The 24,562-nt window shown below is 72.9% G+C and carries 23 protein-coding genes; 15 read left to right on the forward strand and 8 right to left on the reverse strand.

The window, feature by feature from the left end; all coding sequences use genetic code 11:
• Positions 1-299 precede the first annotated feature (299 nt).
• The 5 genes from QP939_RS25820 to QP939_RS25840 are packed head-to-tail and all read left to right on the forward strand — an operon-like array spanning position 300 to position 4,780.
• Entirely contained in the window at positions 300-1,865 is a 1,566-nt protein-coding gene (locus tag QP939_RS25820; RefSeq protein ID WP_285459431.1) for a DNA polymerase Y family protein, read from the forward strand.
• Positions 1,866-1,911: 46 nt separating this feature from the next.
• Entirely contained in the window at positions 1,912-2,691 is a 780-nt protein-coding gene (locus tag QP939_RS25825; RefSeq protein WP_285459433.1) for an alpha/beta fold hydrolase, read from the forward strand.
• Positions 2,692-2,700: 9 nt separating this feature from the next.
• A complete protein-coding gene (locus QP939_RS25830) occupies positions 2,701-3,540 on the forward strand; it encodes a helix-turn-helix domain-containing protein (RefSeq protein WP_285459434.1) in 840 nt (279 codons plus the stop codon).
• 40 nt (positions 3,541-3,580) lie between these two features.
• Positions 3,581-4,375, forward strand: coding sequence for an alpha/beta hydrolase (locus tag QP939_RS25835; protein WP_285459437.1), 795 nt, complete (start codon positions 3,581-3,583; stop codon positions 4,373-4,375).
• A gap of 45 nt (positions 4,376-4,420) precedes the next feature.
• On the forward strand, positions 4,421-4,780 hold the full coding sequence (locus QP939_RS25840; RefSeq protein WP_285459438.1) for a DUF6401 family natural product biosynthesis protein: 360 nt from the start codon (positions 4,421-4,423) through the stop codon (positions 4,778-4,780).
• Positions 4,781-4,820: 40 nt separating this feature from the next.
• Here the strand turns inward: QP939_RS25840 and QP939_RS25845 are convergent, their stop codons facing one another.
• Positions 4,821-5,654 (reverse strand): mechanosensitive ion channel family protein, encoded by an 834-nt coding sequence (locus tag QP939_RS25845; protein WP_285459440.1) that lies wholly within the window; start codon positions 5,652-5,654, stop codon positions 4,821-4,823.
• Between the two features lie 325 nt (positions 5,655-5,979).
• On the opposite strand from QP939_RS25845, the gene QP939_RS25850 reads away from it, so the two are divergent.
• A complete protein-coding gene (locus tag QP939_RS25850; protein WP_285459851.1) occupies positions 5,980-9,297 on the forward strand; it encodes an error-prone DNA polymerase in 3,318 nt (1,105 codons plus the stop codon).
• Between the two features lie 37 nt (positions 9,298-9,334).
• On the opposite strand, the gene QP939_RS25855 is transcribed toward QP939_RS25850, so the two are convergent.
• Positions 9,335-10,732, reverse strand: coding sequence for a cellulase family glycosylhydrolase (locus QP939_RS25855; protein ID WP_285459441.1), 1,398 nt, complete (start codon positions 10,730-10,732; stop codon positions 9,335-9,337).
• A gap of 202 nt (positions 10,733-10,934) precedes the next feature.
• Between QP939_RS25855 and QP939_RS25860 the strand changes: the two genes are divergently transcribed.
• Positions 10,935-12,932, forward strand: coding sequence for a cellulose binding domain-containing protein (locus QP939_RS25860; protein ID WP_285459443.1), 1,998 nt, complete (start codon positions 10,935-10,937; stop codon positions 12,930-12,932).
• A 55-nt stretch (positions 12,933-12,987) separates the two neighbouring features.
• On the opposite strand, the gene QP939_RS25865 is transcribed toward QP939_RS25860, so the two are convergent.
• On the reverse strand, positions 12,988-13,404 hold the full coding sequence (locus QP939_RS25865; protein WP_285459445.1) for a MarR family winged helix-turn-helix transcriptional regulator: 417 nt from the start codon (positions 13,402-13,404) through the stop codon (positions 12,988-12,990).
• Positions 13,405-13,457: 53 nt separating this feature from the next.
• Between QP939_RS25865 and QP939_RS25870 the strand changes: the two genes are divergently transcribed.
• On the forward strand, positions 13,458-13,862 hold the full coding sequence (locus tag QP939_RS25870) for an SRPBCC family protein (RefSeq protein WP_285459446.1): 405 nt from the start codon (positions 13,458-13,460) through the stop codon (positions 13,860-13,862).
• Positions 13,863-14,072: 210 nt separating this feature from the next.
• Here the strand turns inward: QP939_RS25870 and QP939_RS25875 are convergent, their stop codons facing one another.
• Together QP939_RS25875 and QP939_RS25880 are read right to left on the reverse strand one after the other, a co-directional pair.
• Positions 14,073-14,930, reverse strand: a complete 858-nt coding sequence (locus QP939_RS25875) for an LLM class flavin-dependent oxidoreductase (protein WP_285459447.1) — start codon at positions 14,928-14,930, stop codon at positions 14,073-14,075.
• Positions 14,930-15,949, reverse strand: a complete 1,020-nt coding sequence (locus QP939_RS25880; RefSeq protein ID WP_285459448.1) for an aldo/keto reductase — start codon at positions 15,947-15,949, stop codon at positions 14,930-14,932. Before QP939_RS25880 ends, QP939_RS25875 begins: the two co-directional genes overlap by 1 nt.
• A 93-nt stretch (positions 15,950-16,042) precedes the next feature.
• Here QP939_RS25880 and QP939_RS25885 point away from each other — a divergent pair, with 93 nt between their 5' ends.
• From QP939_RS25885 to QP939_RS25910, 6 genes are all read left to right on the forward strand, one after another.
• The gene (locus QP939_RS25885; protein ID WP_285459449.1) at positions 16,043-16,606 is read left to right on the forward strand and encodes a TetR/AcrR family transcriptional regulator; all 564 of its coding nucleotides are present in this window, start codon (positions 16,043-16,045) and stop codon (positions 16,604-16,606) included.
• A gap of 24 nt (positions 16,607-16,630) precedes the next feature.
• The gene (locus QP939_RS25890; protein WP_285459450.1) at positions 16,631-17,065 is read left to right on the forward strand and encodes a pyridoxamine 5'-phosphate oxidase family protein; all 435 of its coding nucleotides are present in this window, start codon (positions 16,631-16,633) and stop codon (positions 17,063-17,065) included.
• Positions 17,066-17,185: 120 nt separating this feature from the next.
• Complete coding sequence (locus QP939_RS25895; RefSeq protein WP_285459452.1) at positions 17,186-18,391, forward strand: cytochrome P450; 1,206 nt, start codon at positions 17,186-17,188, stop codon at positions 18,389-18,391.
• 5 nt (positions 18,392-18,396) lie between these two features.
• Complete coding sequence (locus QP939_RS25900; protein WP_285459454.1) at positions 18,397-19,044, forward strand: TetR/AcrR family transcriptional regulator; 648 nt, start codon at positions 18,397-18,399, stop codon at positions 19,042-19,044.
• Positions 19,041-19,241: a ferredoxin gene (locus QP939_RS25905; RefSeq protein WP_285459455.1), complete on the forward strand. Its 201-nt coding sequence runs from the start codon at positions 19,041-19,043 to the stop codon at positions 19,239-19,241. Before QP939_RS25900 ends, QP939_RS25905 begins: the two co-directional genes overlap by 4 nt.
• Positions 19,238-20,407: an NAD(P)/FAD-dependent oxidoreductase gene (locus QP939_RS25910; RefSeq protein ID WP_285459456.1), complete on the forward strand. Its 1,170-nt coding sequence runs from the start codon at positions 19,238-19,240 to the stop codon at positions 20,405-20,407. Before QP939_RS25905 ends, QP939_RS25910 begins: the two co-directional genes overlap by 4 nt.
• Here the strand turns inward: QP939_RS25910 and glmS are convergent.
• The 3 genes from glmS to dapA all read right to left on the reverse strand — a co-directional run bounded on the left by glmS (position 20,394) and on the right by dapA (position 23,547).
• Positions 20,394-22,217, reverse strand: a complete 1,824-nt coding sequence (gene glmS / locus QP939_RS25915) for a glutamine--fructose-6-phosphate transaminase (isomerizing) (protein ID WP_285459457.1) — start codon at positions 22,215-22,217, stop codon at positions 20,394-20,396. The two genes, QP939_RS25910 and glmS, sit on opposite strands and share 14 nt — an antisense overlap.
• A 24-nt stretch (positions 22,218-22,241) precedes the next feature.
• Complete coding sequence (locus QP939_RS25920) at positions 22,242-22,514, reverse strand: hypothetical protein (RefSeq protein WP_285459458.1); 273 nt, start codon at positions 22,512-22,514, stop codon at positions 22,242-22,244.
• 169 nt (positions 22,515-22,683) lie between these two features.
• Positions 22,684-23,547, reverse strand: coding sequence for a 4-hydroxy-tetrahydrodipicolinate synthase (dapA, locus tag QP939_RS25925; protein WP_285459459.1), 864 nt, complete (start codon positions 23,545-23,547; stop codon positions 22,684-22,686).
• Between the two features lie 73 nt (positions 23,548-23,620).
• On the opposite strand from dapA, the gene QP939_RS25930 reads away from it, so the two are divergent.
• Complete coding sequence (locus QP939_RS25930; RefSeq protein ID WP_285459461.1) at positions 23,621-24,514, forward strand: LysR family transcriptional regulator; 894 nt, start codon at positions 23,621-23,623, stop codon at positions 24,512-24,514.
• Positions 24,515-24,562: the final 48 nt, after the last annotated feature.

Genomic DNA, 24,562 nt, shown 5'->3' on the forward strand with positions numbered 1-24,562 from the left:
GGGCTGGTGAGTGGGGCCCCGGTTTCGCTGCGGGCGGTGGGCTTTGCTCGCAGTGAGTCGGCCGCGAGCGCTCTGGCCGGGCTTTGCCGTGGTGGCGCGGGTTGGCGGCGCTGCGGTGAGTGCTCGCGCCGGGGTTTGCTGCGCGGGCTGGGCTTTGCCCGCTCATGCGCTCTGGCCGGGCCTTGCCGTGGTTGCGTGGGGTCGCGGCGCGGCGGAGAGCACTCGCGCCCGGTTTCGGTGCGGCCGCTGGACTTTGCCCACACCGAGTCGGCCGGTTGCGCCCGGGCACGAGCCGCGGGATGAGCGCGGCTCCGCGGCTACTGGTGCTGTGGTGCCCGGACTGGCCGGTCGTCGCCGCCGGGGCCGCCGCCGGGACTCCTCCACTCGCCCCCGCCGCCGTCTTCTCCGGGAACCGCGTTGTCGCCTGCTCCGCCTCCGCTCGCCGGGCCGGGGTCGGGCGGGGCATGCGGCGGCGGGATGCCCAGTCGCGCTGTCCCGAACTCGTTGTCCACCCCCACGACCCCGACCGCGATGCCCGGCTCTTCGAACCGGTCGCCGCAGCCGTCGAACGGCTCGCCGTCGGGGTCGAGGTCGTGCGGCCCGGCATCGTCGCCGTTCCGGTCGGCGGGGCCGCCGGGTACTTCGGCGGGGAAGCCGCCCTCGCCGAACAGCTCATCGACGAGGTGGAGGCCGCTGCCGGCGTCGAATGCCAGGTCGGGATCGCCGACGGCCTCTTCGCCGCGACCCTCGCCGCCCGGCGGGCGGCCGTCGTGCCCGCCGGTGGCGCCGCCGAGTTCCTCGCCCCGCTCGACGTCGCCGAACTGAACCAGCCCGGCGACGACCGCGGCGAGCTCGTCGAACTGCTGCGGCGGCTCGGCTTGCGCACCCTCGGCGCCTTCGCCGCGCTGGCCGAGCGGGACGTCGCGGGCCGCTTCCCGCGCGACGCCGTCGTCGCCCACCGCCTCGCCCGCGGCCTCTCCGAACGCCCGCCGCTGCGCCGCGCCCTGCCGCCGGACCTGACCGTCACCGAGGAGTTCGAGCACCCCCTGCACCGGATCGACGAAGCCGCGTTCGTCGCCAAAACCCTCGGCGAGCGCTTCTTCGCCGGGCTGGCCCGTCACGGCCTCGCCTGCACCCGCCTGGCCATCGTCGCGGTCACCGAAGCCGGCGAAGAACGCGTCCGCGTCTGGCGCTGCGCCGAACCCCTCACCGCCCGCTCGACCGCCGACCGCGTCCGCTGGCAGTGCGAAGGCTGGCTCACCGCGCGGGACCGGCCCACCGCCGGGATCGTCCGGCTGCGCCTCGACCCCGAGGAGGTCGTCGGCGGGCAGGCGCTGCAGCTGCGGCTCGGCTCGATGGGCCGCGACGCCGACGCCGCCGAGCGCGCCGGCCGCGCCCTGGTGCGGATCCAGGGCCTGCTGGGCCCGGACGCCGTCGTCACCCCGGTGCTCGACGGCGGCCGCGGCCCCGGCGAGCGCGTCCGGCTCGTCCCGTGGGGCGAACCGCGCGTGCCCGCCACCGCGGACCGGCCGTGGCCGGGACGGCTGCCCGCGCCCTCGCCGAGCCGGGTGCCGCCCGAGCCACCGCCGGCGGTGGTGCTCGACGCGGTGGGCGACGTCGTCCGCTGCACCGAGCGCGGCGAGCTCGGCTACCCGCCCGCGACGGTCGCCGTCGACGGCGGGCCGCCGCGCCGCGTCCTCGGCTCGGCCGGGCCGTGGGTCGTCCACCCGCCGCCACCCGCGAAGGGCCCGGCGTCCGCGCGGGTCCAGGTGGTGCTGGAGGACGTCGACGGCGACGTCGCGCTGCTGCTGCTGGCCACCGTCGGCGAGAATCCACAATGGACCGTCGAGGGCGTCTACGACTGACATTCGTCCAAGACGGCCGCCCCGGCCGCGGCCTACGGTCCCGGACATGGGAGATCGTCCGCACGTGGTCCACGACGGCCGCGAGAACGCGCCGCCGCTGCTGCTCATCCACGGATCGGGGGCCTCGGGCGCCACGTGGGGCCCGATGGTCGGGGCGCTGGCCGCGCGGCACCACGTCATCCGCGTCGACCTGCCGGGCTGCGGCCAGTCGCCGCCGGCGCCGTCGTACGCCGTGCCCGCGCAGGCGGACCGCGTGGCCGGGCTGCTCGACGACCTCGGGCTGCGGGACGTCGCCGTGGCCGGGCACTCCAGCGGCGGCTACGTCGCCACCGCGCTCGCCGAGCGGCGCCCCGACCTGGTGGGGTCGCTCGCGCTGGTCAGCAGCGGTCCGCGGCTCGACGCGCTGCGCCCGCAGCCGCTGATCCTGCGTGCCCTGCTGAGCCCGCCGTTCGGGCCGCTGCTCTGGGCGAGGCGGTCGGACGCGACGATCCGCCGCGGCATCGGCGCGACGACGGCCCGCCCGGTCGCCGTCCCGGACGACGCCGTCGCCGACCTCAAGCGGATCAGCTACCGCACGTTCCGGGAAGTGCTGCGCCGCAACGCCGAGTACCTCGCCGAGCGGAGCGCGCCCGAGCGGCTGGCCGTCCTCGGCGTCCCGCTGCTGGTGGTCTTCGGCGCGGCCGACCCGCGCTACGAGCCGTCGTCGGCGCACCAGTACGAGGTGGTGCCGGGCGCGCGGGTCGAGCTGCTGCCGGGCGTCGGGCACCTCCCCATGCTGGAGGCGCCCGAGGCGACGAGCGAGCTCCTGCTGGGCTTCACGGCCTAGACTGCGCTCGTGGTGCCCTCACCCGGCTGGTCGTGGTCGGACGTGGACGTCGCCGTGCCGGGCCCGGCCGGCCGGCTGCCGGGGGTCGCCATGGCCGGGTTCCGCCAGCGGATCGCGGGCTCCGTGGACATCGCGATGGTGGCGCACCCGGCGATCACGGTGCTCTTCGACTTGACCGGCGACATCGTCTGCGACGCGCGGGGCCGTCGTCGTCGCGGCAGCTTCGTCGCGGGTCTTCTCCCCGGGGAGGTCCGCACCGGCGGCCGCCGCGGCGAGTGCCTGCAGGTCCGGTTGACGCCGGTGGTCGCGGCCGCGGTGCTGGGAGCGTCGGCCGAACTGACGGGGACAGTGGCGTCGCTCGACGAGGTCTGGGGCCGCGACGCGGAGCGGGTGGAGGAGCGGCTGCGGGCCGCGAAGACGTGGGACGCCCGGTTCGCGATCGCGGCGGAGGCCATCGGACGGCGCCTGGAGAGCCGGCCGGTCGACGCCGAAGTCGCCCAGGCGTGGCGGCGGACGCTCGCGGCCCGGGGAGCGGTGCGCGTCGACGGTCTGGCGGGCGAAGTGGGCTGGAGCCGTCAGCGGCTGTGGTCGAGGTTCCGGGCTCAGCTGGGCGTGACGCCGAAGCGCGCGGCGGGCTTGGTGCGGTTCGACCACGCGGCACACCTCCTGGCGGCCGGGCACACCGCGGCGAGCGTGGCGGCGAGGAGCGGGTACGCGGACCAGTCCCACCTCCACCGCGAGGTGAAAGCCATCACCGGGACGACGCCGACGGCGGTGGCGACGGCACCGTGGCTCGCGATCGACGAGGTGGCCTGGCCCGCGCCGAGCCGGGGCCGCGTGTCAGGCTGACGTCAGGCCGGTGTCAGGCCACCCGCCGAAAGTAACCGGCATGACGAACGACATCGCAGCTCACTGGACCGGCATGATCACCGTCGAAGACACGGCGCTGGCCGTCACCGACACCGGCGGCCCCGGCATCCCGGTGGTCTACCTCAACGGCCAGTTCGCCACCCAGGGGTACTGGCGGCGGGTGCTCGCCGACCTCGGCGCGGGCTGGCGGCACCTCACCTACGACGAGCGGGCCCGCGGCAAGTCGGCGCGCTCGGCGGACTACTCCTTCGAAGCCGCCGTCCGGGACGTCGACGCGGTGCTCGCCGCCCGCGGCGTCGAGCGGGCGCTGGTCGTGGGGTGGTCCTACGGCGCCGTCGTCGCGGCGCACTGGGCGCACCGCAACCCGGACCGGGCGCTGGGCGCGGTCCTGGTCGACGGCGCGTTCCCGCACGACTGGCTCGACGACGCCATGGAGCAACGGATCCGCAAGCTCTTCCGGCGGCTGAACTGGTTCCTGCCGCTGCTGCGCCCGACCGGCCTGACCCCGCGGATGACGGCCGGGCAGCAGGCGGAGAGCAACATCGAGCTCGGCAAGCTCTCCCGGGAGCGCGAGCTGGGGCCGGTGCTGGCCGGCCTCACCGTGCCGACGCGGTACGTCGTCGCGTCGGGGACGTCGTTCGGCAGCCGCGGCGACGAGCAGGAGCGCATCCGCGCCGGTCTCGACGCGGTGACGGAGGGCAACCCGAACATCCGGGTGAGCGCGAAGGTGACGAGCAACCACGGCGCGCTGCTGCGCAAGGACCACCGCGCCATCGCTGACGCGGTGCGCGAGGCCGCCGCCGTGCGGTCTTGAACACGGGCGTGCGGTCTCCCGGAGGGCCCGGGTTACCGTGGTGGGGTGTGGACTGGGTGGTTCGAAAGCCGGGCGTGGGAGTTCCTCGAGGCCTTGGCCGATCAGGTGGGCCGCCCCGCGGTACCGGGGCTGACGGCGGAGGTGGACCAGCACGCCGCGGCGGTGCGCGACATCCTCGTCCTCGGTGTGGAGGCCTCCGCGACGGTCGCCGCGGCGGTGCTGCTGGCGGCGTACGCCCGCGGCCTGCTCGACCAGGTCCGCGAGGAAACCGGACGGCCGTGGGCGCCCGTCCCCGGTGGGACCGGCTGGGTGCAGCTGCGCCTGCTCGCCGTCTGCCAGCTGGCCCGGGCCCACCGGGTGGGCTCCCTCACCGACGGCCAGCCCGACCTGCCCTCACCCGCTTGACGCGCCTTCCGCCGGGCCCGCGCGGGCCCGGCGGAAGAGCTCAGAGGCGGGCGTCGGGCGGGATGACGTCGTCGCCCGCGGTCCCGCGAGCCGGCGCGGCGGTCCGGCCGGACGGCGCGGAGAACGACTCGGTCGGGGCGTCCGAGCGCGCCATCGCGTCCTCGCGGCCGCGCTGACGGGCCTGCTCCGCCGCCCGCGGCACCTCGTGGTCGGCACGGTCCAGCCAGCGCTCCCAACGGTTCTGCATCGGCCGGATCAAGCCGCCGCCGGCACCCACGACGGCGATCCCGCCGACGGTCGCCAGCACGGTGATCAGCACCGGGGTGGTGACGGTGGTGGCGACGCCGATCTGGTTCAGCGCGGCGATGATGCCGAGGCCCCAGATGAACACCGACGCGATCGTGCCGAGCAGCTTGCCGTAGGACAGGCCGGACAGCGTGCCGGAGATGAGGTCCTTGGCCGCCTTGGCGATGGCCGCGGCGACCACGACGATGATGATCGCGACGGCGGCGCGCGGTAGCCAGGCGACGATGTCGGTCAGCAGCGCCGACACCGGGTTCGGCCCCCACACCCCGAACGCGATCTGCAGCGTGATCAACAGCAGTGCGTAGTAAAGAAGTTTCGAGATGAGGTCGGAGGCGTCGAACTTCGACCGGGCCAGCATGGTCTTCAGCCCGCCGCGTTCGACGAGGCGGTCGAAGCCGACGCGGTGCAGCGCCTTGTCGACCAGCTTCGCGACCGCCTTCGCGATCAGCCAGCCGATGACCAGGATGATCAGGAAGGCGAGCAGTTTCGGCACGAAGGTCGCCACGGCGCTCCAGGCGTCGGAAATCCCGCGCCCGACGTCGACGGCGGCCGGTGAGTGAGTGGCCATGTCGGTCTCCCTATCGGTTTGTGGGCGCCCCCGACGGCCACCCACGCACCGCCCGGCTACCACCCCCGGGCGGTGCCCAACACAGAACTCACCCGGGGCGCATCGTTTTGGTAGCGATTGATCGGGGTATGTGCAGTTTGGTGGGTTGTGACCGTCGCGACTCCGCCCCGCCTCGAGTTGACACCGCCGGTGCCGCGCGCTGTACTCACGTCGGAATCGAACACGTGAGCGAATCCCGCTGAGTGCCTCCGGACCGAGCGAGCCCTTCCCCGCCCAGCACGGTCATGCCGACCGCCGGTGTGACCTTCCTGTCGTGGGAGCGGTTTTGGCGTTCAACAACCCGGGCGTGCCGTGGTCCGAAGTGGAGCGGGTCGCCTCCGGGCGGGCTCCGCTGCCCGGCGACGGCAGCGACTCCCCGGCGTGGTCGCGCAAGCGCGAAGGGTATGTCGGTGCTCCGCCGGATCTGCGGGATCGCCGCGGCCGGGACGACGGCGGCGACCGCATCCGCGCGCCCTACGCCGAGCTGCACGTCCACTCCAACTTCAGCTTCCTCGACGGTGCCAGCCACCCCGAGACGCTCGTCGAGGAGGCCGCGCGGCTCGAACTCGACGCCCTCGTGCTCACCGACCACGACGGGATGTACGGCGCCGTCCGGTTCAACGACGCCGCCCGCGAGCTCGGCGTCCGGGTCGGGTTCGGGGCCGAACTGTCGCTCGACCTGCCCGCGCCGCAGGCCGGGGAACCCGATCCCGCCGGGTCGCACCTCCTGCTGCTCGCCCGGCAGCAGGAGGGGTACCACCGGCTCTGCCGCGTCATCTCCCACGCCCAGATCGCCGGCGGGGAGAAGGGCCGTCCGCGTTACGACCTGGAGGAGCTGGTCGACGAGCTGGCCGGGCACGTCGTCGTCCTCACCGGGTGCCGCAAGGGCGCGGTCCGGCGGGCGCTCGCCGAGCGGGGACCCGCCGCCGCGCACGCCGAGCTCGCCCGGCTCGTCGACTGGTTCGGGCGCTCGCACGTCGCCGTGGAGCTGATCGACCACCGGCAGCCCCTCGACGAAGCCGCCAACGACCACCTCGCCGCGCTCGCCCGCGAGCTGCGGCTGCCGACCATCGTGTCGAACAACGTCCACTACGCCACTCCTGCCGACGCACCGGTCGCCGACGCGCTCGCCGCCGTCCGGGCCCGGCGCTCGACCGAAGAGCTGGACGGGTGGCGGCCGCCGTCGGGGCAGGCGTTCCTGCGCTCGGGGATGGAACAGCGCCGCCGCTTCGAACGCCGTTACCCCGGCGCGGTCGGGCGGGCCGCCGTCCTCGGCGTCGAGGTCGCCTTCGACCTGCAGCTCGTCGCACCCGACCTGCCGCCGTTCCCGGTGCCGCGCGGGCACGACGAGATGTCGTACCTGACGGAGCTGACCTGGGCTGGGGCGGCGAACCGCTACGGCACCCGCGAGGAGGCGCCAAAGGCCTACGCCCAGCTGGAGCACGAGCTGGCCGTCATCGAGGAGCTCAAGTTCCCCGGCTACTTCCTCGTCGTGTGGGACATCGTCCGGTTCTGCAAACAGGCGAACATCCTCTGCCAGGGCCGCGGCTCGGCGGCGAACTCGGCGGTCTGCTACGCGCTCGGCATCTGCCACGCCGACCCGGTGAAGTGGAACCTCCTGTTCGAACGGTTCCTCGCCCCCGAACGCGACGGGCCGCCGGACATCGACATCGACATCGAGTCCGACCGCCGCGAGGAAGCCATCCAGTACGTCTACGAAAAGCACGGCCGCTTCCACGCCGCCCAGGTCGCCAACGTCATCACCTACCGCGCGCCCTCGGCGGTCCGCGACGCCGCCAAGGCGCTCGGCCACAGCCCCGGCCAGCAGGACGCCTACGGCAAGCTCGTCGACCGCTGGGGCGGCGTCACCGCGACGAAACAGCAGGTGGGGGCCGCGATCCCGGACGACGTCCTCGACCTGGCCGCGCGGATCGAGGACTTCCCGCGCCACCTCGGCATCCACTCCGGCGGCATGGTCATCTCGAAGCAGCCGGTGTCCGAAGTGGTCCCGGTCGAGTGGGCGACGATGGCCGACCGCAGCGTGCTGCAGTGGGACAAGGACGACTGCGCCACCGTCGGCCTGGTCAAGTTCGACCTGCTCGGCCTCGGCATGCTTTCCGCGCTGCACTACACGATCGACCTCGTCGCCGAGCACCACGGGTCCACAGTGGACATCGCCAAGCTCGACCTGGCCGACTCCCGGGTGTACGACATGCTGTGCGAGGCCGACGCCGTCGGCGTGTTCCAGGTCGAGTCACGCGCCCAGCTCGCCACCCTCCCGCGGCTGCGGCCCCGGAAGTTCTACGACCTCGTCGTCGAAGTCGCGCTGATCCGGCCCGGCCCGATCCAGGGCGGCTCGGTGCACCCCTACATCCGGCGCCGCCGCGGCGACGAGCGGTGGCAGCACGCCCACCCGCTGCTCGCCCCGGCCCTGGAACGCACCCTGGGGGTGCCGCTGTTCCAGGAGCAGGTGATGCAGATGGCCGTCGACGTCGCATCCTTCACCCCGGCCGAAGCCGACCAGCTGCGGCGAGCGATGGGCGCGAAGCGGTCCAGCGCCAAGATGAAAGCGTTGATGGCGCGGTTCTTCAAGGGTTGCGAAGCCAACGGCCTCGACCGCGAACTGGCGACGCGGATCTTCGAGCAGATCCACGCCTTCTCCGGCTACGGCTTCCCCGAAGCGCACTCGATGTCCTTCGCCCTGCTCGTCTACGCGAGCGCGTGGTTCAAGCACTACTACCCGGCCGCGTTCTGCGCCGGGCTGCTGCGCGCGCAGCCGATGGGCTTCTACAGCCCGCAGTCCCTGGTCGCCGACGCGCGCCGGCACGGCGTCCACGTCCGCGAACCCGACATCAACGCCAGCCTCGCGCACGCCACCCTCGAACCCGACCCGGACAGCACCGGCGGGGTCGCGCTCCGGCTCGGCCTCGCGGGCGTCCGCCACCTCGGCGAAGACCCGGCCGCGGCGATCGTCGCCGAGCGCGAGGCGAACGGCCCGTACGCCGGGCCCGGCGACCTCACCCGCCGCGTCCGGCTGAAGAAGAACGCCGTCGAAGCGCTGGCGACGGCGGGCGCGTTCGGCGGCGACCGGCGGCAGGACCTCTGGGCCGCCGGTGCCGCGGCGGCCACCCGCCCCGGCCACCTGCCGGGCCTCGCCCCCGGCCTCGACGCGCCCGCGCTGCCGGGCATGACGCGGCTGGAGGTCACCGCCGCCGACCTGTGGGCCACCGGCGTCTCCCCGGACAGCCACCCCGTGGAGTACCTGCGGGAAGTCCTGAAGCGGCGGGGCGCGATCAGCACCGCCGAACTCGCGCGCGTGGCGGACGGGACGCGGGTGTGGGTCGGCGGCGCGGTCACCCACCGGCAGCGGCCCGCCACCGCCGGCGGGATCACGTTCCTCAACCTCGAGGACGAGACCGGCATGGCCAACGTCCTCGTCTCGCCCGGCTTGTGGAACCGGCAGCGCCTGGTGGCCCGCACCAGCTCCGCGTTGCTGGTCCGCGGGCGGGTCCAAGCCGCGGAAGGTGTCGTCACGCTCGTCGCCGACCGGCTCGAACGCCTCGAGCTGGACGTGCGGCCCGGGCCCTCCCGCGACTTCCGGTGACGGGGTTCGCCGCGCCGCGAACCCCGTCGGCCGGTGCTCAGAAGTCGTCAGCCGTGCTGATCCGGCTCCTGACCAGTGCCCCGGACTCGGTCAGGGCGCCGCTGCCGTAGTCGCCGCCGGCGCAGGTGCCGGGGCGCAGCGCCGCGCTGCTTTCGTTCGCGTCCGAGTACGTCCAGTTCGCGTAGCCGATCTTCAGCTGGTCGAGCAGGTCCAGCCAGGCGGTGGTGCTCGCCTGGTCGAGCGCGCCGCCGCCGGTGGCGCTGACCGTGCCGAACTCCGTGACGAACAGCGGCAGCTTCGCGGCCGCGCGGCTCACCGTCGACCGGTAGTTGTCCTTGTGGCTGGCCGCGTAGAAGTGGAACGTGTACATGATGTTCGCGGCGTTGACCGGGTTGTTGACGACCTCCGTCTCGTTCGAGCCGTCGGAGACGCCGAGCGAGGACCAGCCGCGGGTGCCGACGATCACGACCGCGTCCGGGTCGGCGGCCCGGATCACCGGGATGACCTGCTCGGCGTAGCTCTTGATCGCGCCCCAGCTGACGCCGTTCGGTTCGTTGGCGATTTCGTAGATCACGTTCTTCTTGGCGGCGTTGCGCGCGGCCACCGAGGCGAAGAACGTCTTGGCGCGGTCGAGGTTGTAGTTCGGGTCGCCGGGGGTGAGGGTGTGGAAGTCGATCACCGCGTACATCCCGCGTTCCTCGGCTTCGTCGACGAGGCTGTTGACCCGGTTGGTGAACCACGGCGGATTCGTTTCGTAGCCCTGTTCCTGCACGTACATCGCGATGCGCAGGAGGTCGGCGTGCCAGTCGTTCGCGAGCGCGTTCAGCGACGCGTCGTTGTAGCACCCGTCGAACCACTGGAGGCCGTGCGTGCTCATGCCGCGCAGCTGGACCACGCGGTTGCTTTCGCCGCACAGGTGGACGCCGCAGACGTGCAGCTGCCCGTTCGCCGCCAGCGGGGTGCGTCCCGGGGTGGGCGTGGTGGTGGTCGTGGGCGGCGTGGTCGTCGTCGGCGCCGGCCCGGTGGTCCCCGTGCACGTGACGCCGTTGAGCGTGAACGCCGTCGGGACCGGGTTGGCGCCGGTGGTGGTCCCGGTGAACCCGAGGTCCGCCGAAGCGCCCGAGGCCAGCGTCCGGTTCCAGTCGGTGCTGGCCGCGGTGGCCGTCGCGCCGGACTGGGACCACGTCGCGTTCCAGCCCTGCGCCACCTTCTGGCCGGAGTCGGGGAAGGTGAACCGCAGCGACCAGCCGCTGAGGGCGTCGCCGAGGTTGGTGATCTTCACGCCGGCTTGGAAGCCGCCTTGCCACTGGTTGGTGACGGTGTAGTCGACCCGGCAGCCTTGGACGGCGGCCTCGGCCCGGGGCATGAGCAGCACGCCCGTCGAGGCGAGGATCGTCGCGCAGGCGGCCGCCAGCGCAGCAGTGGAGCGCTTCATCGAACTCCTTCTGGATCGGTTGTCCCGGTGTTTCCCGCTGCGACTGGGAGCGCTCCCGGGGATTCGACCATCCGGCACCCGCGCCCGTCAAGAGTCGCCGTCGATCCCGTCGAACGCCGTTGACTTCGGTGTCGCGCGGTGGTTCTCTGCTCTGAGAGCGCTCTCAGCCATCCGTTCGCCGACGAGTGAGGATGGACCCTTCATGACAGCTCGACGTTCGCGCTGGGCGGTGTGGCCGGCGCTCGCCGTGCTCGCCGCGACGCTGCCGGCGGCCGCGGCGGCCACCCCCGAAGCGACGGTCACGGTCGACGCGCGAGCGGGGCTGGCGACCGTGCCGGACACCGCGATCGGCGTCAACCACGCGGTGTGGGACAGCCAGCTGGGGACCGACGAAGTGGCCGACCTGCTCGGCGGCGCGGGCGTCCGGATGCTGCGGTACCCGGGCGGGTCCTACGGCGACATCTACCACTGGAAGGACAACACGGCGCCCGGTGGCTACGTCGCGCCCGGCACGGACTTCGACACGTTCATGAGCGGCGCGCGGCGGACGGGCGCCCAGCCGATCGTCATCGCCAACTACGGCACCGGGACACCGCAGGAGGCGGCGGACTGGGTGCGGTACGCCAACGTCACCAAGGGCTACGGCGTCCGGTACTGGGAGATCGGCAACGAGCTGTACGGCAACGGCCACTACGGGGCGAACTGGGAGGCCGACAACCACGAGGACAAGAGTCCGGCCGGGTACGCGGCGGGTGTGGTGGCCTACGCGGACGCGATGAAGGCCGTCGACCCGTCGGTGAAGATCGGCGCCGTGCTGACGACCCCGGCGAACTGGCCGGACGGCATCGTCGGCGAGGGCGACACCGCGAACTGGAACCGGACGGTGCTGTCGATCGCGGGCCCGCACGTCGACTTCGTGGTGCTGCACTGGTACCCGAGCGGCGGCACGGCGGCGGACGCGCTGGCGAAGCCGGAGCAGGTGGGCGACATGGTCCACCTGGTGCGCGAGCAGATCACGCGGTTCGCGGGCAGGCCGCTCGGCATCGCCATGACGGAGACGAACACGCCGGTGGGCATGAACACCCAGCCGGGCGCGCTCTTCGCCGCCGACGCGTATGCCTCGTTGCTGGAGAACGGCGTGTTCACAGTGGACTGGTGGGACACGCACAACGGCGCGACGGCGGTGTCCACAGTGGAAGGACAACCGGACTACGGCGACTTCGGCCTGCTGTCCAGCGCGACCTGCCTGGACGGCGGGTGCGAACCCGCGGTGAACACGCCGTTCGCGCCGTACTACGGCTTGAAGATGCTGAGCACGTTCGCGCGGCCGGGTGACCAGTTCGTCCACGCGGGGGCGGACGACCCGATGGTCGCCGTGCACGCGGCCCGCCGTCCGGACGGGGACCTGGCGGTGCTGCTGGTGAACAAGGACCCGGCGGCGGCCCGCGCGGTGACCATCGACTACGCGGGTTACACGCCCGCCGCGTCCGCACCGCGGGTGTTCACGTTCACGAACGGGGCAACGTCGATCACCGGCGACACTTCGGGCTCGGCTGGTTCACGCACTCTGCCGCCGTACTCGCTGACGACGCTGTTGCTGCACCCGGCGGAAGCACCGGTGGCGGTGAGTGCCCCAGGCCAGCCGGTGGCGACGGCAACCGACCGCACGGCGACGATCAGCTGGCCGCCCGCGGCGCGCCCGGTCGCGAAGTACGAGATCCACCGGCAGACGGCGGGGTTCAGCGAGCAGTGGGGCGAGACGGCGGGAACGTCGTTCACCGTGGGGAACCTGGTGCCGGGCAGCCGGTACACGGTGAACGTGCTGGCGCGGGACGCGGCGGGCAACGTGTCGTGGGCGTCGCCACCGGTGACGTTCACGACGGGGGCACCGGAGTCGAGCACCTGCCAGGTCCGGCTGACGGACGTGAACGACTGGGCGAGCGGCTTCGTGGGCGGCATCCACGTGGTGTCGACGAAGGTGACGGGCGACTGGACGCTGACGTTCACGTGGCCGACGGCCCGCCAGCGGATCACGAGCGGCTGGAACGCAACGTGGACCCAGGAGGGCGCGGCGGTGAAGGTGACGTCATCGGGTTCGCTGGCGGCGGGGGTGGATGTCGGGTTCGTGGCGGACTACGGCGGGCCGAATGTGCTGCCGACGGCGTTCTCGTTGAACGGCAACCTTTGTTCGCTGGGTTGAGCGGGTTCTAGCGGCAGCCCGGCGCGGCTTGGCTGGCGGCGGGGGAACGTGACAGTCAGCCCGAGTTGGCGAGCTGCGCGAGCGCCACCCGCAACCCCCGCCGCTCAGCGGCACCGAGTCCCGCGAGCAGCCGGTCCTCCAGCCGCCGGATCTCCGCCCGCACCGCCGCATGCCGCCGCACGCCCTCCGGCGTCAGCCGGACCACGCGGGCTCGGCGGTCGGCCGGGTCGGGCTCGCGGCTCACCAGCCCCTCCGCCACCAGCCCGTCCAGCAACGCGATCAGCCGGGTCTTGTCGTAGTGGATCTGCTGGGCCAGCACCAGCTGGCTCGGCGCCGATCCCCGGGCCAGCGCCGACAGCACCACGTACTGCCACATCGTCAGCCCGTGCGCCTCGAGCACCGGCCGCTCGGCCTCGGCCAGCGCGCGGCCCGCGCCCGCGCACAGCGCGCCGAGATCGTCGTCCTCGTTCACCGGCGAAATCTTACGCGTGGACAGATCGTACGCAGATGCGTATCGTTTGCCCCATGACACCATTCCAGCCCGGACGCGCCGAGACGCGCTCCATTTCCGTTGCCGCGTCGCCCGAACAGGTCGTCGCCTACCTCGCCGACCCGCGCCACATCCCCGACTGGGCGCCCGGGTTCGCCAGCGCCGTCGACCACGACCACGGCGACGTCTGGCGGGTCGAGACCGGGGCCGGTGCGCAACGGGTCGCCGTCAAGGTGTCGGCCGACCACGGGGTCGTCGACGTCGTCAGTGCCGACAACCCCACCCTCGGCCTCTTCACCCGCGTGGTGCCCAACCTGACCGGCGCCGAAGTGATCTTCAGCTTGTTCTTCCCGCCGGACACTGATCCGGCGGCCGTCGACGCGCAGATGGACGTCGTCGACCAGGAACTGCGGGCCGTCCGAGAGCGCGTCGAGGCGTGAACCGGGACGGCTCGTGCCTCGGGCACCGAGGTCCCGGACGCCCAGCTCTACCGCGACGGCACCCTCCACCGCGGTCTCGCCTGCACCCCGGCCGAACTGCGCCACCTGTTCGGCGGCTGCACCGAAGTCGAACTGCGCCCGATGGCGGCCGACACCGGGGCGTTCGGCCTGCCGTTCCTCTGGGCCGGGCTGTTCCGGAAGGGCTCAGCCTCAGCGGATCAGCTCGTCGGCGACCCACCGCACGACGCCGTCGGGGTACGGGTTCGCCAGTCCGAGCACGACGTGCCCGAACCCGGCGGCGACCGCCTCTTCGATCTTTTCCTTGGTGGCGGCGGGTTTGTCGTAGTCGACGGGCAGGAAGATCGACCGGGTGATCTCCGCCGGGTCGCGGCCGATCTCCGCGCAGAAGCGGTCGAGCAGCCTGCTGCGGCCGGCGAGGTCGTCGATGTCGCCCCCGCCGGGGATGTTCCACAGGTCGGCGTGCTCGGCGACCACGCGCAGCGTCGCGCTCGCCCGGCCGCCGATCATGATCGGCGGGTGCGGCCGCTGGACCGGCTTCGGGTTGCCGAACGCACCCTTCAGCTTGACGTGCTCGCCGTCGAAGTCGAACGGTTCCGGCGAAGTCCACAAGCGACGGATGACCGTGCAGGCCTCGGCGAGCGCGGCGACGGCGTCGTCCTGGGAGTGGTACGGCAGGCCGTGCCCGTCGTACTCCCGGCGGGCCAGCGGGTGGCTGGGCCGCGAGCCGGCGCCGATGCCGAAGTCGAGCCGTCCGCCGGACACGACGTCGACGGTCGTGGCGATCTTCGCCAGCACCGCCGGCGGCCGGAAGCGGTTGCTGGTCACCAGCAGGCCGAGCCGGAGCCGCTCGGTCTGCGCGGCCAGCGCCGAAAGCAGCGTCCAGCCTTCGAAGATCGGGCCGTCCGGGTCGCCGCCGATCGGCATGAGGTGGTCGAACAGCCACGCGTGCTCGATCTCCGGGACGGTGTCGGCTTCGCGCCAGACGCGCTGGATCTCGTCGTAGCCGACGTTCATCGGCGCGGTCAGGATGCCGAAACGGGGAGCCATCAACGCCTCCGGAGGGCCGGGTCGAGCAGGGCGGGCGGGGTGTCGAACTTTTCGTGCGCGGCCAGGTCGACGCCGGGGGCGACGATGGTGTCGAGTTCGTCGAGCACGTCGGCGGGCAGCACGGTGTCGGCGGCCGCGAGCTGCGACTCCAGGTGGCCGACGGTGCGCGGGCCGATGAGCGCGCTGGTCACGCCGGGGTGCGCGGTGACGAAGCCGAGCGCCAGCTGAATCAGGGAAAGATCCGCTTGCTCGGCGATCTTGGCGAGTTTTTCGACGGCGTCGAGGCGGGCCTGGTTGGCCGGGTCGGTGAGGTCGAAGCGCTGGGGGAGGGCCTGCGAGCGGTTGGTGGTGATCTCGCGTCCGGCGCGGACCGCGCCCGACAGCCAGCCCGAGGCGAGCGGGCTCCACGCGAGCACGCCCATGCCGTACTCCTGCGTCACGGGCAGGACGTGCGCTTCGATGCCGCGCTGCAGGATCGAGTAGCTGGGCTGCTCGGTGACGTACCGGCTCAGGTGGTTTTCCCGGGCCGCCCACTGCGCCTGCACGATCCGGTACGCGGGGAACGTCGAGGACCCGAAGTAGCGGATCTTGCCCGCGCGCTGCAGGTCGGTCAACGCGGAAAGCGCTTCCTCGTCGCTCGTGGCGGGGTCCCAGCGGTGCACCTGGTAGAGGTCGACGTGGTCGACGTCGAGGCGGCGCAGGCTGTCTTCGAGCGCCGTGAAGAGCCAGCGGCGCGAGGTGCCGCGGTGGTTGCGCTCCTCGCCCATCGGCATGGCCGCCTTGGTGGCGAGCACGAGGTCGTCGCGGCGGCCCTTGATCGCCTTGCCGACCATCACCTCCGACTCGCCCTGGCCGTACATGTCGGCGGTGTCGACGAGGTTGATCCCGCCGTCGAGGGCGGCGTCGACGATGGCGGTGGCTTCGTCCTGGGTGGTGCGCCCGATGGCGCCGAAGTTCATCGCGCCGAGCGCGAGGGTGCTGACCTGGACGCCGGTGCGGCCCAGGGTGCGGTACTGCATGACAGAGTCCTCCGTGGCAGGATGGGAGCAACCGGAACGTTGCTCCGCTAACGATACGGAGCATTGTTCCGCTTCGCAACCTCGGGAGGTGGCGTGGCCGAAAAGGCACGGCCGAAGCGCGCGGACGCACGGCGCAACGAGAAGACGTTGCTGGACGCGGCGGCCGCGGTCTTCGTCGCGTCCGGGGTGGACGCACCGGTGCGCGACATCGCGGCGAAGGCCGGTGTCGGGATGGGCACGATCTACCGCCACTTCCCGACGCGGGCGGACCTGATCATCGCCGTCTACCGGCACCAGGTGGAGGCGTGCGCGGAGGCGGGCCCGTACCTGCTGGCGACGAGCGAGTCCCCGCACGTCGCGCTGGCGCGGTGGATCGACCGGTTCGTCGACTTCCTGGTCACCAAGCACGGCCTCGCCGGGGTGCTGCAGTCGGACAACGCCGGTTTCGAGGGGCTGCACGCGTACTTCCTCGACCGCTTGGTGCCGGTGTGCACGGAGCTGCTCGACGCCGCGGCGGCGGCCGGGGAGATCCGAGGTGACCTGAAGGCGTACGAACTGATGCGGGGCGTGGGCAACCTCTGCGTCGGCGCGGAGAACGACCCGGATTACGACGCGCGCCGCCTGGTCGGGCTGCTCATCGCGGGGCTGCGCGCCTGAGGTCCGGTGCGGCACGATGGGCGCATGACGGCGTGGCGGGAGTGCGAAGAGGCGGAGCCGGAGTTCGCGCGGCGGGTTCGTGCGCTGTTCGACGCGCACAAGCACAAGACGATCGCCACGATCCGGGCCGACGGGTCGCCGCGGATTTCCGGCATCGAGACGTCCTTCGAGGGCGGCGAGCTGACGTTCGGCTCGATGCCGAACGCGCGCAAGGGCGCGGATCTCCGCCGTGACCCGCGGTTCGCGCTGCACAGCGCGACGGTCGATCCGGTCGACGGCGAAGAGGCGCGGTGGCCGGGGGAAGCGAAGATCTCCGGGCGGGCGCGGTCCGAGGACGGCGAGCGGTTCGTGGCCGACGTCGCCGAAGTCGTGCACACGCACCTCGACGCCGCGGCGACACTGCTGGTCATCGAGTGGTGGACGCCGGAGCACGGGCTGCGGAAGGTCGAGCGCGAGTAGCCCGGGCGCCCGGTTTCGCCGACACTTCAACGGCTCCCGCACTTAAGTCAACTGCTTGACTTAATGATGGATCGTGGCCATGCTGAGCGCCGGGGGACATTCACCAACGAGGAGTCCGTGATGACGCCGAGCGACACCGAGCTGCCGCGCTTCCCGTTCCACGCCGGGACCGCGCTCGAACCGCCGTCCGAGTGGGCCGAGTTCCGGGACCGGTGTCCCGTCGCCCGCGTCGCGCTGGCCAGCGGGGACGAGGCCGCGCTGGTCACCCGCTACGACGACGTCAAGCGCGTGCTCTCGGACCCGCGGTTCACCCGGCCGACCCCGGCGGACGACGCCGCGCGGGTCGCCGACACCGAGTCCGGCGGCGTCTTCAACAGCGAGATGGCCACCGTGCTCCCGCAGCACGGCGAGGGCCACCTGAAGTGGCGCCGGACGATCGGGAAGTGGTTCACCGCCAAGCGGATGAACGCCTTGCGGCCCGGCATGGCGGCGATGGCCGAGCAGCTCGTCGGCGAGCTGGTCGCGAAGGGCGCGCCCGGCGACCTCAAGGCCGGAGTTGCTTTCCCGCTGCCCGTCTGGGTCATCTGCGACATGCTCGGCGTGCCGGACGCCGACCGGGACCGGTTCGCGCACTGGTCGGACGTCATGCTCAGCATGACCCGCTACACCCAGGCCGAGTTCGACGCCGCGCAGGCGGAGTTCGGCCGCTACATGGGCGGGCACATCGCCACCAAGCGCGCGAACCCGGGCGACGACCTGCTGAGCGCGTTGATCGCCGAGGGCGAGGACTGGTCCGACGCGCTGCTGACCGCCACCGGCATCGGCCTGCTCATCGCCGGGCACGAGACCACCGCGAACATGATCGCCAAGATGGTGGCGATGCTCCTGGCCGACCGGAGCCGGTGGGAACGGCTGCTCGCCGACCCGTCACTCGTGCGCACCGCCGTCGAGGAATCCCTGCGGCTGGACGCCAACGCCGGGGTCGGCATGGCGCGCTACCTGGTCGAGGACTTCGAAGTCGGCGGCACCGTGCTGCCGCGCGGGACCACCGCGATGTGCAGCATGGCAGCGGCGAACCGCGACGAGCGCGCGTTCGAAAACGCCGCGGACATGGACCTCGGCCGCAGCCCGAACCCGCACCTCGCCTTCGGGGCCGGCGCGCACGCCTGCCTCGGGCAGCCGCTGGCCCGCACGGAGCTGCAGGTGGCTCTGGAGGTGCTGCTGCGCGAGCTGCCGACGCTCGAGCTGGCGGTGCCCGCCGATGAACTCCGCCGCGTCGAAGGGCTCGCCGTCGGCGGCCTGCGGGAACTGCCCGTCCGGTGGTGACCGCGGTGGACCGGGCCCAGGCGACGCGGGAGCTGATCCTCGCCGCCGCGGAACGGCTCTACGCCGAGCACGGGGTGCTCGCGGTGTCGAACCGGCAGATCAGCGAGGCTGCCGGGCAGGGCAACAACACCGCGGTCGGCTACCACTTCGGCGCGCGGGCCGATCTGGTGCGGGCCATCGCCCGCAAGCACTCCGCCCGCGTCGAGGAGCTGCGGCGGCACGCGCTGGCCGACGTCGGCGCGGCCGCCGGGCTGCGCGAGTGGGTCCGGTGCCTGGTCCACCCGGCCACGGAGTACCTGGCCACGGCCGGGCCGCCCACCTGGTTCGCCCGGTTCACCGCCCAGGTGATGACCGTGCCGTCGCTGCGGGCGGTCGTCGCCGCGGAAACGCTGGCGTCGCCGTCGCTCGCCCGGACCGTGGACGGGCTGGTGCGGTGCCTGCCCGAGCTGCCGCCCGACGTCCGCGCGGAACGCAGCGACATGACCCGGCAGCTGCTGATCCACACGATGGCCGAGCGCGAGCGCGCCCTGGCCGAAGGCGGCGTCACCTCGCGATCGAGCTGGCGCGAAGCCGCCACGGGCCTCACCGACGCACTGGTCGGCCTGTGGCTCGCCCCCGTGACCCGACGGGACAACGGAAAGGAACGACCATGAAGGTCTTCGTCGACGAGGAAAAGTGCTGCGGCGCCGGTACTTGCGTGATGCTCGCGCCGGACGTCTTCGACCAGCGCGAAGAGGACGGGATCGTGATCCTGCTCGACGAGCACCCCAGCGCGGAGCTGCACGCGACGGTCCGGGAGGCCGCCAGCGTCTGCCCGGGCGTGGCGATTTCGGTCAGCGAGGACGCGTGAACGTCCTCGTCGTCGGGGCTTCGGCGGCCGGTCTCGCGACCGTGGAAGCCCTGCGGCGCAGGGGGTTCGACGGCCGCGTGACCGTGCTGGGCGCCGAACCGCACCTGCCGTACGACCGGCCGCCACTGTCCAAACAGGTCCTCGGTGGGACCTGGGAACCCGAGCGAGCCCGGCTCCGCACCCCCGAGGCACTGTCCGGTTTGGACGCCGAGTTCGTGCTCGGCGACCCGGCCACGCGGCTGGACGCGGCGACGCGGACGGTGCACACGCTGAGCGGCCGGAGCCTGCGCGCGGACGCCGTCGTGCTCGCCACCGGGCTGCGGCCGCGGACCTTGCCGGGGCAGCACGGCCTGGCCGGGGTCTACGTGCTCCGCACCCTCGACGACGCGCTGGCCCTGCGGGCGGACCTCGAGCCGGGCAAGCGGGTGGTGGTCGTCGGCGACGGCGTGCTCGGCACCGAGATCGCCGCTACCGTCTGCGACCTCGGCGTGCCGGTCACCCTGGCCGGACCGCAGTCCGCGCCGCTGGCCTGCCAGTTCGGCCCGCTGGTCGCCGGGCGGCTCGCCGAGCTGCACGCCGGGCGCGGCGTCTCCTTGAAACTCGGCGCCGCCGTCACCGACCTCACCCAGGAGGACGGGCGGGTCGCGGGGGTGCGGCTGGCGACCGGCGAGGTGCTGCCCGCCGACGTCGTTGTGGTGGCATTCGGCGCCGCGCCCGCGACGGAGTGGTTGTCGGGCAGCGGGGTGCTGTGCGACAACGGCGTCGTGTGCGACTCCCGGTGCCGCGCGGCGGACGGGATCTACGCGGCCGGCGACGTCGCCCGCTGGCACCACGAAGGCCTGGACGCGTTACTGCGGCTGGAAAACCGGACCAACGCCACCGAGCAGGCGGTCGCCGTCGCGGGGAACATCCTCGGCGACGACCGCCCGTACACGCCGGTGCCGTACTTCTGGACGAACCAGTTCGACGCCCGGATCCACGTGCACGGCACGCTGTCCGCGGACGCCGAGGTGTCCATTGTGGAGGGGGCGGTGGCCGCGGGCCGGTTCGTGGCCCGGTACCGCCGGGGCGGCGAGGTCGTGGGCGTGCTCGGCTGGAACATGCCCAAGCAGGCCCGCCTGCGGCGCCCGGAGATCGCCGGGGCGACCGCCCTCACTCCACGGTGACCGACTTCGCCAGGTTGCGCGGCTTGTCGATGTCGTAGCCCAGCGTCAGCGCGGCGTGGTAGGCCAGCAGCTGCAGCGGGATCGTCAGCAGGATCGGGTCCAGCTCCGGCTCGGTCTTGGGCACCACGATCCGCGGGACGTCCAGCTCGCCGAAGTCGACGTTCTCGTGCGTCACGGCCAGCACCGAGCCGCCGCGGGCCTTGATCTGCTGGACCGCGGCCAGGTTGCGCTCGGTCAGCTCGTCCGACGGCACGACGGCGACGGTCGGGAGGGACTCGTCGATCAGGGCGAGCGGGCCGTGCTTCAGCTCGGACGTCTGGTACGCCTCGGCGTGGCGGTAGGAGATCTCCTTGAACTTCTGCGCGCCCTCCCGCGCCACCGGGTACCCGCGGACCCGGCCGACGAAGAACAGGCTGTTCGCGGCCGCGACGGCCTTCGCGTGCTCGGCGATCTCCGGCTCGAAGTCCAGGATGGACTTGATCTGGCCGGGCAGCGCGCGGATCGCGTCGATGATCCGCTGACCGTCCGCATTGGACAGGTCGCGCACCCGGCCGAGCGACAGCGCGATCAGCGCGAAGCCGACGGCCATGTTCGTCAGCGCCTTGGTCGAGGCGACCGCGATCTCCGGGCCGGCGTGCAGGTAGACGCCGCCGTCGCAGGCGCGGGCGATGGTCGAGCCGACGACGTTGACCAGCCCGACGACCCGGCCGCCCTTGCGCTTGATCTCCTCGACGGCGAACGCCGTGTCGATCGTCTCGCCGGACTGGCTGACCGCGATGTAGAGCGTGTCGGCCTCGATGATCGGGTTGCGGTAGCGGAACTCCGACGCGGCTTCGGCGTCGGCGGGGATCCGCGCCAGTTCTTCGATCATCGTCGCGCCGATCTGCCCGACGTAGTAGGCGGAACCGCAGCCGAGGATCTTCACGCGGCTGAACCCGCGCAGCTCCCGCGGCGTCAGGTTGAGCCCGTCGAGGCGGGCGACGCCGAACCGGTCGTCCAGGCGGCCGCGGATCATCCGCGCCACCGACTCGGGCTGCTCCTGGATCTCCTTGGCCATGTAGTGCGGGTAACCGCCCAGGTCGAGGTCCTCGGCGGCGATGTCGATCTCGGTGGCCGGCTTGGTGGTGTCGCTCTCGTCGACGGTGAAGGTGCGGTAGCCGGTGGCGAAGACGGTCGCGAACTCGCCGTCGTCGAGGTGCGCGACCTGCGAGGTGTGCCGGACGAGCGCGGCGAGGTCGCTGGCGACGAACATCTCCCGCTCGCCGACGCCGATGATCAGCGGCGAGCCGTTGCGCGCGATGACGAGGCGGTCCGGGTGCGCGCTGTCGGTGACGGCGATCGCGTAGGTGCCGGTGATCCGCGAGACCGCCTCGACGACGGCGTCTTCGAGGGTCTCGGCGCTCGAGCGCGCGATCAGGTGGGCGAGGACCTCGGTGTCGGTCTCAGAGGTGAGGGTGACCCCGGCGTCGGCGAGCTGGGCGCGCAGGGCGTCGGCGTTGTCGATGATGCCGTTGTGGACGACGCAGATCCGGCCGTCTTCGGAGGTGTGCGGGTGGGCGTTGTCCTCGGACGCGGGACCGTGCGTGGCCCAGCGCGTGTGCCCGATGCCGACCTTGCCGGTGAGCCGCTTGGGCAGCGCCGCGGCGAGGTTGCGGACCCGGCCCACGACGCGGTGGACCTGCGGCGCGCCCTTGGCGCCGAGGACGGCGATGCCGGCCGAGTCGTAGCCGCGGTATTCGAGCCGGGTCAGGCCTTCCAGCAGGATGGGGGCGGCGTTCTGGCCGCCGATGTAGCCGACGATTCCACACATGGCGAACCTCTTTCGATGGCTGTCTCAGCCGTAGACGATGCGGCGAAGCTGGCGCTCGGACAGGACCGGGGCGGCCACGAGGCGGCCGCGCAGCTCGGCGGCGATCCGGGGGAAGATTTCGGGGTTCTTCCGGCCCTCGGCCTGCAGCTCGCTGTGCCGGCGACGGACGTAGGCCTCGGTGGGCATCCGGTAGAAGGCGAGGACATCGTCGACAACGCGGGCGGCGACCCCCGGCGGCAGACCGGTGGACGCGGCGACGCGCTCGACGATGTCGGTGTCCTCCACGCCGGACATCATGCACTGAAGGAGGGGTGAAGGCCAAAAACTTGCCCGAATTCGGGCAAGTTCCGGTTCTTGGTGGGCGCCGGACTCAAGCGCCCCAATGTGGCCTTCGGTGCGTCAGACGCAACGAAGGCCGCCTTGGGTGCGTCAGACGCAACCAAGGCCACATTGGGGCGCTTGGGGCTCAGGCGGCCAGTGCGTCCGTCAGGGCCTGGACCTCTGTCGGCTCCAGCAGCGGGAGGCGGACGCTCGCGTGCGGGATGACTCCCAGCCTGGCCAGGGCCGCCTTGGCCGTCGTCGTGCCCGGTGCCGTGCGCATGATCGCCTCCACCAGCGGCAACAGCGATTCCTGGATCGCCCGCGCCGCCATCAGGTCGCCGCGGTGGACTGCCTCGATCAGGGCCGCGTTGCGGTCCGCGGCGACGTTGCCCACCACGCTCACCAACCCCGCCGCGCCGCACGCGAGGTAGGGCAGGTTCAGCTCGTCGATCCCGCAGTAGTACGCCAGCGACGTCCGGGCCCGCACCGACATCGCCTCGAACAGGTCGCCCTTGGCGTCCTTGACCGCCCGGATCCGCGGGTGTTCGGCGAGTTCCACCAGCGTGTCGGCGGTCATGGCGATCCCGGCGCGCGCGGGGACGTCGTAGAGCATCACCGGCAGGTCGGTCGCGTCGGCGACCGCGACGCAGTGCGCGACGACCCCGGCCTGCGTCGGCCGCGAGTAGTACGGGCAGACCAGCAGCAACGCGTCCGCGCCCGCGGCTTCCGCCTCGCGGGCCCGGCGCACGCTGGCGGCCGTGTCGTAGGTGCCGACCCCGGCGATCACCCGCGCCCGGTCCCCGGCCCGCGTCCGCACGGACCGCACCAGCCACGCGGCTTCGGCGTCGGTGAGGGTGGGGGCTTCGCCGGTCGTGCCGCCGACGACGAGGCCGTCGCAGCCGGTGTCGAGCAGGTGCCCGACGAGGCGGTCGAGCCCGGGTTCGCAGAGCGCGCCGCCGGGGCGCATGGGAGTCACCATCGCGACGAGGTTGGTGCCGAAGTCGGTCATGGTCGAACCATGCCGTCGCCGGACTGCCGCGGTCCAGCGATGCTTTCTTGCCGATAGTGCGTAGTGTGGCTTCATGATCGAGGTCGGTGCGCTGCGGGCGTTGCGGTCGGTGGCGGCGCTCGGGACGCTGGCGAAGGCCGCCGACGAGCTCGGGTTCACGGCCTCGGCGGTGTCGCAGCAGATCAAACGGCTGGAGCGGCAGGTCGGCGTGCCGGTACTGGCGCCGGCGGGCCGCGGGGTCGTGCTCACCCCGGCTGGCCAGGCCGTCGTCGACTCGGCGCCCGAGGTGTTCCAGGCGCTGGAACGGTGCGCGCGGGCGGCCCAGTCGGTGGCGGACGGCGCACCGCGGGGGACGCTGCGCGTGGTCGCGTTCTCGACCGGCATCCGCGGCCTGCTCGCGCCCGCGTTGCCCGCGCTGGCGGCGAGCGCGCCCGAGCTGCGCCTGGACATCACCGAGCAGGACCCGGACGAGGCGCTGCGCAGCGTCGACGCCGGAACGGCCGACCTCGCCCTGGTCCACGACGCCGACGGGTTACCGGCCCCGTTGCCACCGTCGATGCGCCGCCGCGCGGTGCACACCGACGTCGGCGACGTGGTGCTGACCGGCGACCACCCGCTCGCCCGGCTCGACCGGCCGTTGACCGGCGCCGACCTCGCAGGCCACGCGTGGGTGACGAGCCCGCCGGGGACGGTGTGCCACCAGTGGTTCCGTCGGCTTTTCGCGGACGCGCCCGAGGAGCCGGACGTCCGGCACCTGGTGGACGACTTCGCGACGCAGCTGTCCCTGGTGGCGGCGGGCGGGGTGCTGGCGTTGATCCCGAGGCTGGCCCGGCCGCCGTTGGGGGAGGGCTTGGTGACCCGGCCACTGCGCCGCCAGCCGAAGCGCGAGGTCCACGCGGCTTGGCGACGCAGCGCGGACGCGAGCCCGGCGATCCGCGCGGTCCTCACCGCCCTCCGGCCGTCTTGAATGACTCATTCAGGACTGGGCATGCCCCGATTTGGCAGACGGGGTTGA

Origin of the sequence: Amycolatopsis nalaikhensis (genome assembly GCF_030264295.1) — a bacterium.
Lineage (GTDB): Bacteria > Actinomycetota > Actinomycetes > Mycobacteriales > Pseudonocardiaceae > Amycolatopsis > Amycolatopsis nalaikhensis.